Here is a 17,302-nt window from a genome sequence, read left to right on the forward strand (position 1 = left end):
AGGTTGACCGCGTGTGCCTCACTCCGGGTCTTCGAGCACCCAGCAGCTCTTCACGCTGCCCGTCGTGGCGCGGTTCGTCGTTGTCACCGTCGTGCTCACCGAGTGGGATCGTTCTTCCGTGACGGGGAGTTCGACGATCTTCCAGCCGACGATCGCCTTGGTCGGGTTCTGCGCTTCGACGGCGCACGCGACGGGCGTGTGGGCGGGGCCCGTGACTTCGAAGCGCACATCGACCCGGTGTTCGTCCACAATGGTGCGGCCGATGTCTTGAAACTCGACCGTCGCGGTCTGCTGCCAGCCGCCGACGAGCAGGATCGTCATGCCGGCGATGACCGCGATTCCACCGGCGATCCAACCGAACCGCCGGTCGATACCGCGGCTTCGGGTGCGGCCGTACCGGTCATCGAGCGCGCGGCGCGCATCGTCGGCGTCGACCCCGGTGTTCGCCGACGGCGTCGGCTCGGGAGCCTCGGACACGGGTTCCTCCGAACTGCGCTTGGGTACACTTGAGGGTCGGGAGTCAGCTTATCGCGCCCCGCCCTCCTCGAAGTGAAAGGACGCCGATGACGTTCAGGCTGATCGCGGTGCACGCGCACCCCGACGACGAGTCGAGCAAGGGGGCGGCGACCTACGCCCACTATGTGGAGCGCGGCGTCGAGGTCCTGATCGTGAGCTGCACGGGGGGCGAGCGGGGTGACGTGCTCAACGAACTCGTCGCTCGGGATCCGAAGAGCCGTCGAGATCTGGCCGGTCTGCGGCGCGACGAGATGGCCGCGGCGCAGCGGATCATCGGGTTCGATCACCGCTGGTTGGGGTACCAGGATTCGGGACTTCCCGATGAGGGGATCGCGGTCCCGGTCGACTCGTTCGCGCACATTCCGGTGCAGGTGTCGGCCGAGGCGCTCGTGCGTATCGTCCGAGAGTTCAAGCCGCACGTCATGATCACCTACAACGAGCAGGGCGGGTATCCACACCCCGACCACATCCGGTGCCACGAGGTGAGTCGTTTCGCGTGGGAGGTCTCCGGCGACGCCGAGTCGTACCCGGACGCCGGCCCGCCGTGGACGATCAAGAAGCTGTACTACGAAGAGATCTTCAACTCGGAGCGTGTGAAGCACATCCGCGACACCCTGCTCGAGACGGATCCCGATTCGCCCCTGCGCGCGCAGATGGAAGAGATCGCGGAGCGCATGTCGCTCAGGCCGTACAGCGGAACGACCCGCATCGACGTCGGAGAGTACTTCGATCGACGCGACGAGGCGTTGCGCGCCCACTCGAGTCAGGTGCCACCCGACAGTCCCTTCTTCTTCTGGCCGAACGACCTGCAGCGACAGGCGTGGCCGTTCGAGGACTACCGGCTCGCGGCGTCGCGCGTGGCGACGACGGAGTTCGAAGCCGACCTGTTCCAGGGAATCGAGGAGGACGAGTGAACGTGCTGTACTCCGCGCCGCTGCTCGCGGCGACGGCGGCGCTCGTGGCCGCTGAGGACACGGAGTTCGATCCGGACCGGGTGACACCCGGCACGGCCGGCTTCATCGCGACGGGCATCTTCGCACTGGCCGTGATCCTGCTCGGCGTCGACCTCGGGCGTCGCTTGCGGCGCACGAAGTACCGCGCTGAGATCCGGGAACAGTTGGAGCGCGAGATGGCCGAGAACGAGGCGGCCGCGTCCGGTGAGCGGCTCGACGGTCGCGAGGAGTTTCCGGACGATCGCCCCGATTCCGAGGATCCGCGCGGACCGCGCGCCTGACATGGCGGGCGCTGACCCGCAGCGGGTGCTCGCGGAGGTCTTCGGGTACGACGAGTTCCGCGGTGACCAGGAGGCGATCGTACGCCGGGTGATCGCCGGAGGCGACGCGGTCGTGCTCATGCCGACCGGTGGCGGCAAGTCGCTGTGCTACCAGATCCCGGCGATCTGCCGCGAAGGCACGGGCATCGTGCTCTCGCCGCTGGTCGCGCTCATGCACGACCAGGTCGCGGCGCTGCGGCTCGCCGGGGTGCGCGCGGCGGCGCTCAACTCGTCGATGGACCCAGGCGAACGCCAAGATGTGATTCGCGCCTACCGCGAGGGCGAGCTCGATGTGCTCTACCTGGCTCCCGAGCGCCTCAGTGCGCCGGGAACCGTGGAGATGCTGCAGCAGGGCAGGGTGGCGCTGTTCGCGATCGACGAAGCGCACTGCGTCTCGCAGTGGGGTCACGACTTCCGACCCGACTACTTGCGTCTGGGTGAGCTCGCCGAGCATTGGCCCGATGTGCCGCGGATCGCGCTCACCGCGACCGCGACCCCCGAAACGCACCGTGAGATCACGGAGCGCCTGCGACTCGACAATGCCGAGCACTTCGTGGCCAGCTTCGATCGGCCGAACATCCGCTACCGGATCGAACCCAAAGGTCAGGTGCGTCGCCAGCTGCTCGACTTCATCCGGTCCGAGCATCCGGGCGAGGCGGGCATCGTCTACGCGCTCAGCCGGAAGCGTGTGGAGCAGACTGCGGCTGCGCTCGCCGAGGCCGGCGTGGACGCGGTCCCGTACCACGCCGGTCTGCCGGCGGAGCAGCGTCTCCGTGCGCAGACCAGATTCCTGCGCGAGGACGGCGTTGTCGTCGTCGCGACCATCGCGTTCGGCATGGGGATCGACAAGCCCGATGTCCGCTTCGTCGCGCACATCGATCTGCCGAAGTCCGTCGAGGGGTATTACCAGGAGACCGGGCGAGCGGGCCGCGATGGTCTGCCCTCGGAGGCCTGGCTGGCCTACGGACTGTCCGACGTGGTGCAGCAGCGGCAGCTCATCGACATGTCAGACGGTGATCAGCAGGTGCGGCAAAATCAGTTGCGCCATCTGCATCAGATGCTGGCGCTCTGCGAGGGGATCGCCTGCCGTCGCGTCTTCCTGCTCGAGTACTTCGGTGAAACCGGAGCGGAGCCCTGCGGCAATTGCGACGTGTGCCTCTCACCGCCGCGCACCTGGGATGCGACCGTGCCGGCTCAGAAGCTGCTCTCGACGGTGCTGCGTACCGCTAAAGAACGCAATCGCACGTATGCGGCGGGTCAGCACATCGATGTCCTGCGCGGCGTCACCTCCGAGCGGGTCACGCACATGCGGCTCGACGAACTTTCGACGTGGGGCATCGGTGGCGACCTCGCAACGCACGAGTGGCAGGCGGTCGTGCGCCATCTTCTGGCCACCGGCATGCTCGAATCACAGGGAGAGTACGGTGTGCTCGCACCGACTCAGGACGCGAAACCCGTGCTGCGCGGGGAGACGACGGTGCTCATGCGCGAAGTCCCGGCGCCGCGACGGGGCGGACGGAGCGTGGGGCGCGGGTCGGCAGGCGGAGGCAGCAAGCGGTCGGCCGCGGCGGCGGATCTCACTCCGGAGCAGGCGGAGGTCTTCGAACGGTTGCGGCAGTGGCGTGCGGCCGAGGCGAAAGAGCAGGGAGTGCCGGGCTACGTCGTCTTCAGCGACGCGACGCTCGCGGCGCTCGCCGCGCATCGTCCCACTCAGCGTGCTGCGCTGACGGCGATCCAGGGCATCGGCGACGTGAAGCTCGAGCGGTACGGCGACGCCGTGCTCGCGGTGCTCGCAGACGCGTAATTCACGCATCGATCCCGAGCGCCGGAGCGGGAAGCCCGTACTGCCGTCGCAGCGCCGACTGGGCGGCGTACCAGCCGTTCAAGCCGTGCACACCGGGGCCGGGCGGTGTGGACGACGACGCGAGGTAGACGCCGGGGAGCGGGGTCCGCCACGGTTCGGCGCTGAGCGTCGGCCGAGCGAGCAGCTGGGGCATCGTGATGGCTCCGGCGCTGAAGTCGCCCCCGTGGTAGTTCGGGTTGTACGCTTCGAGCTCGCGCGCGGTCGTCACGCGGACGTCGACGATGCGATCTCGGAAGCCGGGGGCGAACCGTTCGATCTGGGCGGTCACCCGTTCTCGCATGTCGGTGTCGGATCCGGAAGGAACATGCGCGTAGCTCCAGATCGCGTGAACGCCCTCGGGATTCCGGCCCGTGTCGAAGCCGTCCGGCTGAGCGAGCAGCACGTACGGGTGCTCGGGGATCGTTCCGCGGCTGACATCCAGTTCCGCTCGCGCAGTTTCTGCGCGGGTGCCGCCGAGATGAACTGTCGGGGCGATCGCGACCTCGGGGTCGCCCCAGGGGATCGGCCCATCGAGTACGAAATCGACTTTCGTCGCACCGTCCCCGTAGCGAAAACGGCGCAGCGAACGCGCGTACCGAGTCGGGAGTCGTGAGCCCGCGATCTCGGTGAAGACGCGTGCCGAGGTGTTGCAGATGATGGTGTCGAATGCGGAGAGCTCGGACAGATCGGTGATGCGGTGGTCCGTCTCGATGCGACCGCCGTGATCGATGAGGTCGGCGGCCAAGGCATCGGTGATGCTGCGTGAGCCGCCCACGGGCACCGGCCAACCGGTCGTGTGCGCGAGAGCTCCGAGCACCAGTCCGACGGCGGCGGGTGCGAGACCCGGGAGGGCGCCGATGCTGTGTCCGGCGACGCCGGTGACGAGTGCGGGCGCGGCCTCGCCGCGGAAGCGCAGTGCCCCGGCAGGGGTGCCCTGCTCGGCGACCCGGAGACTCATCGCGAGCGCAGCGCGAAGGTCGCGCGGTCGACGCAGCATCGCCCCGCCGAGCGCGAAGTCGACCACGTCATCGATGCGGTCGACGAGTGGACGGAACAAGCGTGAGTATCGTCGTCCGTCGACCCCGAGGCGCGCGGCGGTCCTGTCGAGGTCGCGATAGGCGACGGCCGCGTAGCGATCGCTCAGCGGGTTCGCGTAGGAGGCCTCCGGGACGACGAACTCGGTGCGCCGCTCGATCTCGAACGCGCGCATGAACTCGGTGGCGAGCGCCATCGGATGGATCGCCGAGCAGACGTCGTGCAGGACTCCGGGGCGCACCACCTCCGCCGTGCGCGTGCCCCCTCCGATGCTGGGGTGCGCCTCGAACACGGTGACGGGCACCCCGGCTCGGGCGAGGGTGACGGCGGCGGCGAGCCCGTTCGGGCCGGCGCCCACCACTGCCGCACCTCGATCGCTCATACGGTCAGGCTACCGGAGGACGCTCGGGTACGTCTCGTCATCTCAGGCGGAACGGATCCAGCGCGAGCAGCAGTGCGGCGGTCCAGTGACACAGGAATGCGAGCACCGTGAGCGCGTGGAAGATCTCGTGGAACCCGAAGGTGCCGGGAAGCGGGTTCGGGCGTTTCAGGGCGTAGACGACTGAGCCCACGGTGTAGAGCAGTCCGCCGACGATGACGAGGACCATCGCCGCTGGGCTCGCCCGAGAGATGTCGACGAGATACATGACGGCCGCCCAGCCGAGCAGCACGTACAACGGCACGTAGAGCCAGCGCGGGGAACCGATCCAGAACACCCGGAATCCGATTCCCAGCAATGCTCCGGCCCAGACCAGTGCGAGCAGGAGCGTGCCCTTTTCAGCGGGCAAGGCGAGCAGGGCCACCGGGGTGTAGGTTCCGGCGATCAGCAGGAAGATGTTCGCGTGGTCGAGACGACGGAATAACTGCTTCGTCCGCGGTTTCCAGTTGATGCGGTGGTAGAGCGCCGAGATGCCGAAGAGCAGCATGCTCGTGAGCATGAACACCGCCGACGCCCACTTCGCCACCGCTCCATGAGCGAGGCTGATCAGGACGATGCCCGCGGCGATCGAGATCGGGAAGGTTCCGGCGTGGATCCAGCCCCGCCACCGCGGTTTCGGATCCGCGGCTCCCGGTGCGGATCTCGCGCGCTCATGATCGATCGATTCGTCGAGCAACGGCACCGACAGACTGTCGGGTTCTGGGAAACTGCGGTCGCGAGACTCGGCTTCGGGTTCGCGTCGCTCGGCCATGGAACGAGTCTACGCAGCAGCCCTGAGCGGACGGGTATACGGGTGCTCGGTCGTCACGAGGGTGCACCGCGATAGACTCGCGACGTGCATTCCGATCCTGCGAGCGAGCTCGAGACGCCCCGTCCCGGGCTGCTCTATCGGCTGTACCAGCGCCGTCTGCGACGTGAGATCGATGCTGCGCGCGTGCCCCACCACATCGCGGTGATCGTCGACGGCAATCGACGCTGGGCCAAGCAGCGCCTGCAGGAGCGCGCGGCGTACGGTCATCGAGCGGGTGCACGGAAGATCCCCGAGTTCCTCTCCTGGTGCGAGGACGCGGGAGTGGAGGTGGTGACCCTGTACCTCCTGTCCGCCGATAATCTCGGCGCCAGGGATCGGCAAGAGCTCGAAGACCTCTTCGGGATCATCGGCGAACTCGCCCGCGAGCTCGCCGAGAAGCCGCGCTGGCGAGTGAAGCACGTCGGGGCCTGCCACGGTCTGTCCGAAGGACTCGCCGATGCGCTCGCCGCAGCCGAGGAGCGGAGTGCGGAACGGTCGGGCCTCCACATCAATCTCGCGGTCGGGTACGGCGGACGAAGCGAGATCGCCGCGGCGGTGCACGCCATCATCGAAGAGCACCAAGAGGCGGGCGGATCGATCGACACGCTCGCCGACCATCTGACACCCGAGAGCATCGGTGAACATCTCTGGACGAGGGGCCAGCCGGATCCCGATCTCGTCATCCGCACGTCGGGTGAGCAGCGTCTCAGCGATTTCATGATCTGGCAATCGGCGCACTCCGAGTTCTACTTCGTCGAAGCGCTCTACCCTGACCTGCGCGAGGTCGACTTCTTACGCGCGCTGCGCGACTACTCGACCCGGCAACGGCGCCTCGGCGGGTGACCGGCCCAGATGGCCTCCGCCCGCAATAGCATGGGAGGATGACTCCGCATATCCGCTCCGTCACGCCCGAGGTGCTGCGCGCCGATGCCATGCTCACGCCCGAGGGGGCCATCGACGGTGGCGAGCTCGAGTTCGACGAGACGGGCACGATCATCTATGCGGGACCGGCTCGCTCGGCATCGCGCGTGACTCGGGATCTCAGCGGACACGTCCTCATGCCGGGGCTCGTCAATGGGCACACGCACTCGGCGATGACGCTGCAGCGAGGAGTCAGTGACGATGAGGGGTTCATGCCCTGGCTCGCCGCAGTGCAGGCGATCGAGCAGCACCTCACCCACGACGACGTCTCGGCGGGACTCGATCTCGCGCTCGTCGAGATGATCGAGACCGGGACGACCGCGTTCGCCGATATGTACGTGTGGGACGAGTCGCTCATCGAGCAGGTGCGTGCTTCGGGAATGCGCGCCATGGTCGCTCCGGCCACATTCACTCGCGAGACGATCGGATTTCCCGGCGTCAGTGACGCGACCGGGTACGAGATCACCGAGGCGACCGAGCGGTTGGCCGAACGGTACGCCGGTGATCCGCAGATCAGGATCGCTTTCGGTCCGCACGCCCCCTACACCTGCGAGCCGGAGTTCTTGCGCGAGATCGCCGAGCGGTCGTCGCGGACCGGTATCCCGGTGCACACGCACGTCTCCGAATCGATCGCCGAGATCGATGATGTCGAGACGCGGTTCGGGGCGACTCCAGGGGACCACCTGGCCGCGCTCGGGGTCGTCAACGACCGACTCCTCGCCGCGCACTGCGTGCACCTCACCGCTGGTGAAGTCGCGCGATTCGGCGCAGCGGGTGCGTCGGTGAGTCACAACCCCGTCTCGAATCTGAAGCTCGGCAACGGTGTCGCTCCATTCATGGAGCTCCGCGCCGCTGGCGCCCGCCTCACGCTCGGCACCGACAGCGTCGCGAGCAACAACTCGCTCGACCTGTTCGAGGAGATCAAGACGGCGACGATCCTGCACCGCGGTGTGCGGCACGACGCGGCCGCTCTTCGCGCAGCCGATGTCCTCGATGTCGCCACCCGCGGGGGAGCGGAAGCCATCGGGTTCCCGTCGAGCGGGGTGCTGCGCGCCGGAGCGAGCGCCGACGTCATCGCCCTGGATGTCACCGGTTCTCACGCCACGCCGTTCTCCGGCGCAGAGGCACTGGTATCCCATCTCGGATTCGCGGCGCGCGGCACCGATGTGCGGCACGTCTTCGTCGGCGGACGACACCTTTACGCGGAGGGCGAGCACCTCACCCTCGACGCTCGTGCCGTTCGCGCACGAGCGCGGGCCGCAGCCGCTCGCGTGCGGCGCGGAGCAGCGTCGGACTAGGCGATCTGCGATCGATCGAACGCGTCGAGACTGATGCCCTGGCGCAGCACCTCTGCCGACCACTCCTGCGCCGAGAAGAGGCTGTGATCGCGATAGTTGCCGCAGCTCGTCGCGTCTGTGCCAGGCACGTCGTCCCAGGTCACGCGATGCGCGAGGTCGTCGAGCGATGACTTGATCGCCGCGCCGACTTCTGCCGGCGTCGGTTCGCCCCAGACGATGAGGTGGAACCCGGTGCGGCACCCGAACGGCGAGATGTCGATGAGTCCCTCGAGTCGGGTCCTCAGCAGTGCCGCGATCGTATGCTCGATCGTGTGCAGTCCGGCGGTGGGAATCTCGCCGGCGTTCGGTTGCACGAGGCGAATGTCGTAGTTCGAGATCGCATCGCCGCGGGGTCCGTGCTCGACACCGATGAGCCGGACGTAGGGGGCACGGACTTTCGTGTGATCGAGCGCGAAGCTCTCGACTTCGGCCAGTTCGATGTCGCCCATGGAATGTCCTCTCGTTGCCGGTCGGTCGCCGATACCGTCCCAGGCTACGCTGCTCGCCGCGAAACGTGCGGAGCTGACAGAGTGTTACGCCGCCTGAGGCAGGTCGGACTGGCTGAGCAGGACACGGGCGACCGCGCTGTGGCTCTCTCGTTCGACCTGCACATCCCAGCCCGTGCGGGCGAGCAGGGTGAGATCTGCCGAGGCAGAACTCAACTCATCGGTTTCAACGAGGTAGGTCGTGCGTCCCGGTCCGCGGAAGACGGAACGATGCTGCGCCCATTCGGGAACGCGGGTACCGCGCTCGCCGGCGAGGGCGTGATAAGGGGTAAAAAGTTGTGTAGACATGAGTGAAAATGCTTTCTATACGTGCGCGGTACGTGATCCGGCCTGGATCATCCGCGAATGTCGGTATCAAGCCGGAAGAAGGGGTGCCATCGTTCAACGGGCATCGCCGAGATCTCAAGGATCTGTGCGATGCGGTCCAACTGGACGCGGTCACCATCCGTGCTCGGGATGAAGAGCCATTCGTTCGCTCCGCCGCACCTCCCCGCACTGGGATGGGCCTGGCGAACAATCGTGACTCAACGACCTAGTATACACGTTCGGCACAGAATTGCTAGGCTGGTCCGCTATGGCGACTGTCGAACCACCCCTCTTGGTCTTTGCGCACGCGGATGAGGCGACGGCGTTCGCCGATGTACCCCACCTCGTGACCGGCGTCGGCAAGATCAACGCCGCCGCCGAACTGACGCGTGCCCTCTGCTCGGCTCCTGCGGTGCCGGCGGAGGTCATCGTGCTCGGTACGGCCGGCATCGTCTCCGACGGGACCGACGCGCCGCAGCTGAATCACGTCTACCGGGTGTCGGCGGCGGTGCAGCACGACTACTCCCTCCCGTCGCCCCGCATCGAACTCGCTCCCAGCCGGCTCGACGAGCGCGCAGCCGTGATCGCGACGGGTGACGTTTTCGTGCAGAACGACGGTCAGCGCGCGCAGGTGGCGAGCCTGGGAGCGTCGCTCGTCGACATGGAGACCTACGCGTACGCGGTCGTTTGCGAGCGGCTCAGCGTGCCGCTCCGGGTCTACAAGGTGCCATCCGATTTCGCGGACAGTGCGACGACGGGGGAGGAGTGGGACGAGATCGCTGAAACGAAGAGCGAGCAGCTGCGCCGCTTCTGGGATGAGCACCTTCGTGTGAGCCGACCCTGATCCCCGAGCGCGTCCGCTGAGACTCCTGTGCGTCACCCCGAACCTCGACCACGGGCGTGGAGAGTGGTCGAAAGTGTGCAATCCGGTATATCCTGCACCAATGGCTGAAAACGGATTCGCGACACTGCCTCAGAACGTACAGACGATGGTTATCGCGGGACTCGATCGCGAGATCGCCGACCGCACGAGTCTGATCGAGCGCGAGAAGAGCACGCGTCACCCCGACCAGAATTCGATCGACTGGTGGGAGGGGGACATCGTGGCGTCGCGCAATCTCCGCGATCGATTCCTGCACTTCAGCAGCCTGAGTCCGAACGCTTCCCGCGACCGCTAGTTCACGGCGCGCCGACGCGCGCGCCGGGGGCGTCTCGATTCGCATTTCAGATGCGGATCCCCTATTCTCTTTAGCGGTGACGTGTCCGAGCGGCCGAAGGTGCGACACTCGAAATGTCGTGTAGGGTAACCCCCTACCGCGGGTTCAAATCCCGCCGTCACCGCCGCAGAACCCCCGAACAGCACTGCATTCCAGTGAGGTTCGGGGGTTCTTTTCGTCTGCCTCGCGGGCGCTGGCTCGAGAGGCCCGGGAGCCCCTTCCCCTCAATTCCTGCGGAGCAGGCAGAGCTGGTCGAGCAGCGGGATAGCGCCGTGCTCGCTTCGCCAGCGAGCATGGACGAAGAGGAGCGCGCAGAGCGCGACGAAGCCGGAGACAAGTGCGTCGGGGATCGCGGTCATCAGTGTCCCCGCGAAGACGGCGGCGACGGTCGGGAGACCGAGCGCTCGGAATGTCTCAGCCAGTCCGTCGGCGGCGTGGCCGGTGCCATCGTGGAAGAGTGCGAGAACGACCGGCACGGCGACCGCAGCGCAGATGCACCCCGCGATGAGGCTCAGCGAGAAGTAGCGGGCGAACGTCCGTCCCATCGCGAACGAGCGCACTCCGTACCCCCAGACGAGCGCTCCGCTGATATTGACCAGTGTGAACGGCAGGGAAGCGGTGCTCCCGGCTGCGACGGCAGCGAGGCCGTGCGAAGTGGTCGCCACTGCGACACCGTACCCAGGTCCCAGCGCGACAGCGGCCACCGTGGTGCCGATCATGTCGAGGAAGAGTCCGAGCGAGAGCTCGGCGACGAGGAGCGCGCCGAGGGCGTTCATGGACACGCACGCGAGCAGCAGCAGAATGATGCCCCACCGGCCGAATGCCCGAGCCGAAGATGCAGCGTCGTGGTCTGGCGCGTGCGTGAGGTCGTCGTTCGGCGGCTGCTCGAACGAGGTTTGCTGCGGGGCCTCATCGGAGCGGGTGACAGGTTCCATCGGGGCGGGCGTTGACGCCCGTGCGCGGTGCGCGCTCTGGCATCGATCGCGCAGGGTGTCCGCCCGCGCCTCGCTCTCTCCCAGCGCGATCGCGATCTCGCGGATGAGCGCGGCGTCCATGCGAGCGCGTCCGTCACGAAATGCGTGGTACACCGTCGATCGCGGGGGCGTTGCAGCCGCCTCCGAGACACCGTCCGCGCTCCGGTCCACGCTGATGCGACGCGAGATCTCTGCAAAGCTCGTCTCGCCTCGCTGCGCCCTGAGGGCGCGAAGTTCGGCGGCGATATCGTCGAAGGTGACCGCGGCCTTCCGTTCGTCATCCACGTCGGGTCTCCCGTCTTCCGGCGTTCGGTTCATCCTATTCGGACAGTCCGTAACGGCGTCATCTCCTGAGTAACTGTTCGAGAACTGTGCGAGAACCGCTGAGATCTCGTGGAAATCGGGATCATCTCGGTAGCGTCGAGGTGAACATCACACCAGGCATGTCACACCTTTGGGGGAGGGCGGGATGGCAGGGTTCATCGAGTCGAGATCTGAACGGGAGCAGGTGTACGGATTGCTGGACCGCATCGAGTCCGGCATCGTGGCCTACGAGGAATGGGAAATCGACGTTCGCGAGTTCTCATCACCCACAGAGTTGCAACGGTCGCTTCGTGAGGTCCTGCCCCATATTCCCGTACCGGTCATCGTCGTCGCCCTCGACCTGCCGGCGCTGCGTGCCGCATCGAACGCACCGATGCTGTTCGAACGCCATCGAGGGGGTCGATCGCACCGCGGAATCCTCGAAGTCGACCGCCGGTACTTCAGCGGCGTGCCGCGCTCGGTCGAAGACCTCGCTGAAGAGTGGTTCGTCTCGTCCGGGGGTCGGGCACGGACCTTCACCCTGTCCCTGTCGATCGACGGCGGTCGAGTGCGTGGCTTCGCCGCCGATCACTGCCTCTCTCTCGATGACATCCGGGACCGTCAGACCGAGGAGGAGCGGGTCGTCAGTGAGGCCGGCTGGTTCGGCATCGGTTTCGCGGGCCTGCCGAGCCTGCTCGTGGTCCCGGCCCGTCGATCCCGATTGCAGGTGCATCTGGATCACGACGGATCGTACGTCGCGCTCACGGCTCGGGACGCGGGTGACCGGGATCGCGAACTGGTTCGAGAGCGTGCGTACGACGCCCGGTGGACGAAGTGGCTCGACGACGATGTGCTGCTCGAACAGCGGGAACTGGACCAAACTCAGCTCCGCGTTGAGGCGGCGGTGACCGCGCTCGTGTCCGACCGGAACACGCGGTGAGCCGTCACCTCGACGTCGTCCGCGCGATGTCGATTGAGATCGCGGATGTGGGATCGGTGTGTCACTGGACCCGGTCCGCGTGCGCCGTTGCGCCGCAATGGTACGTCGTCTGGGCCGTCGGTGATGAGCGCGAGGTCGAGCTGTACTGTCAACGGCACTATGTGCTCGCACTGGACTGGTGGGTCTCTGTTGAGCGCCACTCGGCGTCTCGAGTCTTCGACTACAGCGATCGGGGCCGGCTGTAACCCGGATCTCTCCGCGTTCCCGCCGGCCCCGATTCGTCCGAGTCGTCGTCGGGCTTACGCCGTCTGACCGCTGTGCTTGCCCTCGCCGATCTCCTCGACGAGCTTGGCGTTGAAGGCCGGAAGATCATCGGGCGTGCGGCTCGACACGAGTCCTTCATCGCAGATGACCTCGGCGTCGACCCACTTGGCGCCCGCGTTCTGCAGATCGGTCCGCAGGCTCGGGTACGAGGTGAGCTCGCGACCCTGCAGCACATCGGCATCCGTCAGGATCCATCCGCCGTGGCAGATGACACCCACCGGCTTGTGCTCGGCGAAGATCTGACGGACGAAGGCGACGGCGTCCGCGTCGAGTCGGATGTCATCGGAGTTCACCACGCCTCCGGGGAGGACGAGGGCGTCGTACTCACTCGCGCTGGCTTGCGCGGACGTCTGATCGACGCTCGCCTCGTGGCCGTTCTTCCCGGTGATGGTTCCGGACTCGGTTGAGATGAGTTCAGCGACGGCACCGTGCTCCGTCACTGCGTCCCAGGGGCTCGTGAGTTCGGAGTCTTCGAATCCGTCCGTAGCGAGGAATGCGACTTTCTTTCCGGTGAGATGCGACATACTTCTGCTCCTTCTCATTGGATCTGCGGTTGCACACGAGTCAATCGCGCGTCTCCGGCGTGACGCAACCGGTTGAGCGGTCGGCGGAATTCGGCTACGTCGCGCGTGTGCGGGCTGCGCATTCCGGACGTGCGGGTGCAGCGTGCGGGCAGGTGAGCGGAATACCATGAACGTATGACCCAGCTCTCACCCGATCTCGCGATCATCGGTTCCGGATCAGGCAACTCGCTCGTGACGCCCTTCTGGGACGACCGGCATGTCGTCATCGCCGAACAGGGCGTGTTCGGTGGAACCTGCCTGAACGTCGGGTGCATCCCTACGAAAATGTTCGTGCGGCCCGCGCTTCTCGCGCGCTCACCCGAGGAAGCAGCGCGACTGAACGTCACGCAGCGCACGGAGGGTGTCGACTGGCCCGCGATGCGCGATCGTATCTTCGGGAGAATCGACCCCATCTCGGCGGGTGGACGCGACTATCGTCTGGGCCTCGAACACGTGGAATTGATCGAGCAGCGCGTGCGGCTCACCGGGCCTCGATCGTTCGTGGCGGACGACGGCACTCAGGTGGAAGCCGAACGTCTCGTGATCGCCGCAGGGTCTCGCGCCGTGCTTCCGGACATCCCCGGCATCGACCTTCCTCAGGTGCACACCTCGGATACGATCATGCGCGTCGAGCGTCAGCCGCAGCGTGTCCTTGTCGTGGGCGGCGGATTCATCGCCTGCGAGTTCGCGGGTATCTTCTCCGGGCTCGGTTCGGAGGTCGTGCAGATCAACCGGAGTCAGCGACTCATGCGAAGCCTCGACGAGGAGGTCTCAGCGGCCTTCACCGAAGAGGCTTCGCGGCACTGGGATGTGCGTCTCGGCCGGGTGCTCGCCGGAGTCCGTTCCGGAACCGCAGGACGGGTGATCGCCGACATCGCGGTGCGTGATGCAGATGCGAGCACCGTCGCACGCGAGACCCTCGAGGTGGATGCCGTGCTCGTCGCAATGGGTCGGCGTCCGAATTCGGATCTCGTCGATGCCGCCGCGGCGCACCTCGATCTCCATGACGATGGGCGCATCATGGTCGATGAGTTCCAGCGCGTCCTCTCGGGCGGCTCGCCTGTGCCGGGGCTCTTCGCACTCGGCGACATCTCCTCGGCTGCGCAGCTGAAGCACGTGGCGAACCACGAGGCTCGCGTCGTAGCCCACAACCTCGAGCACCCCGACGACCTGGTCGCATCGCGCGCCGATGCGATCCCGCTCGCGGTATTCACCCACCCGGAGCTCGCCACGGTCGGCTGGACCGAGACGCAAGCGGTCGAAGCGATCGGGGCGGAACATGTGACGACGAAGACGCAGCGGTATGGCGACACCGCCTACGGGTGGGCGATGGAAGACGGGAACAGCATCTTCAAGGTCGTCGCCGATCGAAGAGACGGCAGGGTGCTCGGCGCCCACGTCATGGGACCCGAGGCGTCGAACCTGGTGCAGCCGATCATCACGGCGATGAGTTTCGGGATCGATGCGCACACGTTCGCCCGTGGTCAGTACTGGATCCATCCGGCGCTCATGGAAGTCGCCGAGAACGCGTTGCTCGGCCTCGACGTGCCTAACTCGCGAGACCCGGGTGCAATCTGAGGTCCTGACGGCTCGCGAGTCCGAGCTTCGCCCGTGCCTGTGAGAGGTGCGACTCGACGGTCCTGATGCTGCAATCGAGACGGCGAGAGATCTCGAGATTCGACAGGCCCCGCGCTGCGAGACGCGCAGCCTCCACCTCGCGGGGGGTGAGACTGGCGGCCGAGCCCTGCGGGAGGTCTTCGTCGCGCAGCCAGGGGACTTCACGCAGCATCTGCACGCGCACCTCCGCGATCTGACGGTCGCATCGCGTTGCGGCGCCTGAAGCGCGACGCTTGACGAGTATGGCGCGGGTTTCTCGCAGTGCGGTCAATGCGGGACCCGGGAGGCTCGCCTCCGTCAGCTTGTGGGCGACGCGCTGCAGCGCGGCCGGGTTCTGCTGGGCGGAGGCGGTGGTGTGCTCGTGCATGAGCGCGAGGATGCGGAGGTGCTTCTGCTCGTCGGGGGGAGTATCGAGCTGCGGGAGCCGTTCGGTCTGGCCGAGAAGATAAGCGAAGAGATGGTGAAGATTCCAGCGTGTTTCGCGCGCGGAACTGCGCTCGGTCGCCGCAGTCCACCTGCGCTCTTTCGGCGACTTCTGAGCGTAGGCCGTCGCCTGCTCGAGGATGCGCGTGACCGCGGAGATGCGTTCGCGTAGCCGGCGAGGAAGGAACCTGGGGGTGCGCTGCTCGAATCCACTCCATTCCATGAGCGAGCGCTCGGCGTGACCGGCGGTGACCGCGGTCGCCGTGGCCAGCAGATGCGTCAACCAGCGACGGTGCAGATCAGCTCGGGGCAGACTGTTCACCAGCGACGTGAGCTCCTCGGCTCGAGAGCGATAGTTGTCCGAGAGCAGAAGCGTCATGGCGTAACTGACCACCGCGGTATCGATGAGATCGCGAGAATCGGCCTCCTCAGTGAAGCCTGCGCGTTCGAGCAGGTGCAGGAAGCGCGTGTAGTCGGCCGGTGCAGGCTGATGTCCGTTCCACAGCAATTCGAATTTGAAGAGCGCGGCGGCTATCAGTTGCAGGTCCGGGGCACGATCATCGCGTGCCACTTGCCGGATGAAGGGCATCTCATCGGCGATCGATCCCGTGGCGTTCCAGAGGCGGAAGAGGCGAAGCACGGTAGCGTCCTCACCTGCCTCTTCATCATCGGAAGCAGATCGGAGCGTGGCCAGCCCGGATTCCGACTCGAGAATGCTGCGCAAGAATACCGATGCGAGACGTTCCGGCCGCGGGACTTCAGCGGCCTCGGCACTCGGGCTCGGTAACTTGACCAGCCCGTGCTTCGGTCCGCCGATGACACTCATGGCCCGAGCGCCGAAGGCACCGTCCAGTTGCATTCCCAAGCCGGCGCTTCGCAGGAGGAGCGCTCGAGCGCTTCCCTCTCGTCCGAACGCGACGAGTTCTTCGGTCGTCCGGCGCAGCACCGCACGGAGAGCCGAAGCTGCACCGGGTGCATCCGAGAACGATCCGGATGCCGCGAATCTCGCGCAGAAGAGCGAGTCAGCGGAACTCAGCGGGATGCCGAGCGTCTCTTGCAGCAGCAAGCGTTCAGCGGCGCTCTGCCGTGCGTGATCGAGCATCACGGGGGGCGCCTGGGTACGCACGGCTGCTGCGAGGAACGGGGGGACGCTGAGCAACTGCGTGGCCTCGTCCAGCACGATGACCCCGCGAGAGAGCAACTCGTGCACCGATTGCGAATCCGTCAGATCACCCGCTTGTGTCTGATCGAGAGGATCGAGCTCGGAGAGTACGACCGCGGCAGCGGCAGCCTGTTCCGGAAGCGGCCCGACGTTGAGCGCCGCCTCTCGGAGCGAGACGAGATGCAGTTCGCGGAGACCTCGCGTATCGATCGTCGATCGCAGGTCGTCGACTAGAAGGCCATGCTCGGCCAACATCAAGAGGTCGGTTGCCCACCCCGGCCGCCCGCGCGCGAGCTGCACGATCATGGACATCGTCACTGAGTCCACGAGGTGCTCGCTGCGTTCGTGCACCAAACGCTCGATCTCGGCGTCTGTCATCGGGTCGAGTCTGAGGTGCAGCCACCGATCCCAGTCGGCGAGCAGCGCGGGAATGTCCTGCATCACCTCCGAAACAGATTCGGCGAGCTGATTGGTCGCATGCCCGTTCTGCACCGCCGACACGCTGACGCCGCCCTCGGAAAACCGCTCGGCCAGCGCCGCAAGTAACTCGGGTTCGATGTACTCGAAGTCGTCGATGAAGAGAGCGGCTTCGGTCGGGGTGGACTCTGCGATACGAATCGCTTCTCGACCCGCACGGCAGCTCAGCCGCAGAGCCGGACGGCCGCTCGCGGACCACTGCGTCGCGAGGGTGTTGAGGACATGCGTTTTCCCGATTCCGCTCTCACCCATGAGAATGACGTGACGGCCATCTTCGAGACTGCGCAAAATTTCGGCGATCCGTGTTCCCCGAGGGAAATGTCGTCTGAATGGCAT

At 66.5% G+C, this 17,302-nt stretch carries 18 protein-coding genes and 1 tRNA gene; 11 read left to right on the forward strand and 8 right to left on the reverse strand.

The genetic code is table 11. From position 1 onward, the window contains the following. Positions 1–18: 18 nt before the first annotated feature. Positions 19–477, reverse strand: coding sequence for a DUF4307 domain-containing protein (locus J4H85_RS05630; RefSeq protein WP_208237741.1), 459 nt, complete (start codon positions 475–477; stop codon positions 19–21). An 86-nt stretch (positions 478–563) separates the two neighbouring features. Here J4H85_RS05630 and mca point away from each other — a divergent pair, with 86 nt between their 5' ends. Genes mca through recQ form a run of 3 tightly spaced genes read left to right on the forward strand, consistent with a single transcriptional unit; the run spans position 564 to position 3,593 of the window. Then, on the forward strand, positions 564–1,430 hold the full coding sequence (mca, locus tag J4H85_RS05635) for a mycothiol conjugate amidase Mca (protein WP_208237743.1): 867 nt from the start codon (positions 564–566) through the stop codon (positions 1,428–1,430). After that, complete coding sequence (locus J4H85_RS05640; protein ID WP_208237744.1) at positions 1,427–1,750, forward strand: hypothetical protein; 324 nt, start codon at positions 1,427–1,429, stop codon at positions 1,748–1,750. Before mca ends, J4H85_RS05640 begins: the two co-directional genes overlap by 4 nt. A gap of 1 nt (position 1,751) precedes the next feature. After that, positions 1,752–3,593 (forward strand): DNA helicase RecQ, encoded by a 1,842-nt coding sequence (gene recQ, locus J4H85_RS05645; RefSeq protein WP_208237746.1) that lies wholly within the window; start codon positions 1,752–1,754, stop codon positions 3,591–3,593. 1 nt (position 3,594) lies between these two features. Here the strand turns inward: recQ and J4H85_RS05650 are convergent, their stop codons facing one another. Next, entirely contained in the window at positions 3,595–5,049 is a 1,455-nt protein-coding gene (locus tag J4H85_RS05650) for a phytoene desaturase family protein (RefSeq protein ID WP_208237748.1), read from the reverse strand. A 37-nt stretch (positions 5,050–5,086) separates the two neighbouring features. Continuing rightward, positions 5,087–5,857 (reverse strand): PAQR family membrane homeostasis protein TrhA, encoded by a 771-nt coding sequence (trhA, locus tag J4H85_RS05655; protein ID WP_208237750.1) that lies wholly within the window; start codon positions 5,855–5,857, stop codon positions 5,087–5,089. A gap of 84 nt (positions 5,858–5,941) precedes the next feature. On the opposite strand from trhA, the gene J4H85_RS05660 reads away from it, so the two are divergent. Together J4H85_RS05660 and J4H85_RS05665 are read left to right on the forward strand one after the other, a co-directional pair. Next, on the forward strand, positions 5,942–6,739 hold the full coding sequence (locus J4H85_RS05660) for an isoprenyl transferase (RefSeq protein WP_208237752.1): 798 nt from the start codon (positions 5,942–5,944) through the stop codon (positions 6,737–6,739). A 38-nt stretch (positions 6,740–6,777) separates the two neighbouring features. Then, on the forward strand, positions 6,778–8,115 hold the full coding sequence (locus J4H85_RS05665; RefSeq protein WP_208237754.1) for an amidohydrolase: 1,338 nt from the start codon (positions 6,778–6,780) through the stop codon (positions 8,113–8,115). Here J4H85_RS05665 and J4H85_RS05670 read toward each other — a convergent pair. Continuing rightward, positions 8,112–8,603, reverse strand: coding sequence for an S-ribosylhomocysteine lyase (locus J4H85_RS05670; protein WP_208237756.1), 492 nt, complete (start codon positions 8,601–8,603; stop codon positions 8,112–8,114). The genes J4H85_RS05665 and J4H85_RS05670 overlap by 4 nt on opposite strands. A gap of 84 nt (positions 8,604–8,687) precedes the next feature. Beyond that, positions 8,688–8,948, reverse strand: coding sequence for a hypothetical protein (locus J4H85_RS05675; RefSeq protein ID WP_208237758.1), 261 nt, complete (start codon positions 8,946–8,948; stop codon positions 8,688–8,690). A 286-nt stretch (positions 8,949–9,234) separates the two neighbouring features. On the opposite strand from J4H85_RS05675, the gene J4H85_RS05680 reads away from it, so the two are divergent. The 3 genes from J4H85_RS05680 (at position 9,235) to J4H85_RS05690 (ending at position 10,307) form a co-directional block, all read left to right on the forward strand. Beyond that, entirely contained in the window at positions 9,235–9,810 is a 576-nt protein-coding gene (locus J4H85_RS05680) for a phosphorylase family protein (RefSeq protein WP_208237760.1), read from the forward strand. Between the two features lie 100 nt (positions 9,811–9,910). Beyond that, complete coding sequence (locus J4H85_RS05685) at positions 9,911–10,144, forward strand: hypothetical protein (protein WP_208237762.1); 234 nt, start codon at positions 9,911–9,913, stop codon at positions 10,142–10,144. 75 nt (positions 10,145–10,219) lie between these two features. Beyond that, a tRNA-Ser gene (locus J4H85_RS05690) sits at positions 10,220–10,307 on the forward strand. A 100-nt stretch (positions 10,308–10,407) separates the two neighbouring features. Here J4H85_RS05690 and J4H85_RS05695 read toward each other — a convergent pair. Next, positions 10,408–11,442, reverse strand: a complete 1,035-nt coding sequence (locus tag J4H85_RS05695) for a hypothetical protein (RefSeq protein ID WP_208237764.1) — start codon at positions 11,440–11,442, stop codon at positions 10,408–10,410. A gap of 184 nt (positions 11,443–11,626) precedes the next feature. Here J4H85_RS05695 and J4H85_RS05700 point away from each other — a divergent pair, with 184 nt between their 5' ends. Together J4H85_RS05700 and J4H85_RS05705 are read left to right on the forward strand one after the other, a co-directional pair. After that, positions 11,627–12,400 (forward strand): hypothetical protein, encoded by a 774-nt coding sequence (locus tag J4H85_RS05700; RefSeq protein ID WP_208237766.1) that lies wholly within the window; start codon positions 11,627–11,629, stop codon positions 12,398–12,400. Further along, complete coding sequence (locus J4H85_RS05705) at positions 12,397–12,645, forward strand: hypothetical protein (RefSeq protein WP_208237768.1); 249 nt, start codon at positions 12,397–12,399, stop codon at positions 12,643–12,645. Before J4H85_RS05700 ends, J4H85_RS05705 begins: the two co-directional genes overlap by 4 nt. A 54-nt stretch (positions 12,646–12,699) precedes the next feature. On the opposite strand, the gene J4H85_RS05710 is transcribed toward J4H85_RS05705, so the two are convergent. Then, positions 12,700–13,248 (reverse strand): type 1 glutamine amidotransferase domain-containing protein, encoded by a 549-nt coding sequence (locus J4H85_RS05710; protein WP_208237770.1) that lies wholly within the window; start codon positions 13,246–13,248, stop codon positions 12,700–12,702. Between the two features lie 174 nt (positions 13,249–13,422). On the opposite strand from J4H85_RS05710, the gene J4H85_RS05715 reads away from it, so the two are divergent. Continuing rightward, complete coding sequence (locus tag J4H85_RS05715; protein ID WP_208237772.1) at positions 13,423–14,865, forward strand: mycothione reductase; 1,443 nt, start codon at positions 13,423–13,425, stop codon at positions 14,863–14,865. Here J4H85_RS05715 and J4H85_RS05720 read toward each other — a convergent pair. After that, positions 14,837–17,218 carry a helix-turn-helix transcriptional regulator gene (locus J4H85_RS05720; protein ID WP_208237774.1) on the reverse strand — a complete coding sequence of 794 codons (2,382 nt, stop codon included), beginning with the start codon at positions 17,216–17,218 and terminating at the stop codon, positions 14,837–14,839. The two genes, J4H85_RS05715 and J4H85_RS05720, sit on opposite strands and share 29 nt — an antisense overlap. Positions 17,219–17,302: the final 84 nt, after the last annotated feature.

Origin of the sequence: Leucobacter tardus (genome assembly GCF_017583045.1) — a bacterium.
GTDB classification, from domain to species: domain Bacteria; phylum Actinomycetota; class Actinomycetes; order Actinomycetales; family Microbacteriaceae; genus Leucobacter; species Leucobacter tardus.

What these genes read in the sequence shown, in the direction of transcription:
- mca (WP_208237743.1), top strand. Translation starts at nt 564, where the DNA reads ATGACGTTCAGGCTGATCGCGGTGCACGCGCACCCCGACGACGAGTCG.
- recQ (WP_208237746.1), top strand. Translation starts at nt 1,752, where the DNA reads ATGGCGGGCGCTGACCCGCAGCGGGTGCTCGCGGAGGTCTTCGGGTAC.
- J4H85_RS05650 (WP_208237748.1), bottom strand. Translation starts at nt 5,049, where the DNA reads ATGAGCGATCGAGGTGCGGCAGTGGTGGGCGCCGGCCCGAACGGGCTC.
- trhA (WP_208237750.1), bottom strand. Translation starts at nt 5,857, where the DNA reads ATGGCCGAGCGACGCGAACCCGAAGCCGAGTCTCGCGACCGCAGTTTC.
- J4H85_RS05665 (WP_208237754.1), top strand. Translation starts at nt 6,778, where the DNA reads ATGACTCCGCATATCCGCTCCGTCACGCCCGAGGTGCTGCGCGCCGAT.
- J4H85_RS05670 (WP_208237756.1), bottom strand. Translation starts at nt 8,603, where the DNA reads ATGGGCGACATCGAACTGGCCGAAGTCGAGAGCTTCGCGCTCGATCAC.
- J4H85_RS05675 (WP_208237758.1), bottom strand. Translation starts at nt 8,948, where the DNA reads ATGTCTACACAACTTTTTACCCCTTATCACGCCCTCGCCGGCGAGCGC.
- J4H85_RS05680 (WP_208237760.1), top strand. Translation starts at nt 9,235, where the DNA reads ATGGCGACTGTCGAACCACCCCTCTTGGTCTTTGCGCACGCGGATGAG.
- J4H85_RS05685 (WP_208237762.1), top strand. Translation starts at nt 9,911, where the DNA reads ATGGCTGAAAACGGATTCGCGACACTGCCTCAGAACGTACAGACGATG.
- J4H85_RS05700 (WP_208237766.1), top strand. Translation starts at nt 11,627, where the DNA reads ATGGCAGGGTTCATCGAGTCGAGATCTGAACGGGAGCAGGTGTACGGA.
- J4H85_RS05710 (WP_208237770.1), bottom strand. Translation starts at nt 13,248, where the DNA reads ATGTCGCATCTCACCGGAAAGAAAGTCGCATTCCTCGCTACGGACGGA.
- J4H85_RS05715 (WP_208237772.1), top strand. Translation starts at nt 13,423, where the DNA reads ATGACCCAGCTCTCACCCGATCTCGCGATCATCGGTTCCGGATCAGGC.
- J4H85_RS05720 (WP_208237774.1), bottom strand. Translation starts at nt 17,218, where the DNA reads ATGGGTGAGAGCGGAATCGGGAAAACGCATGTCCTCAACACCCTCGCG.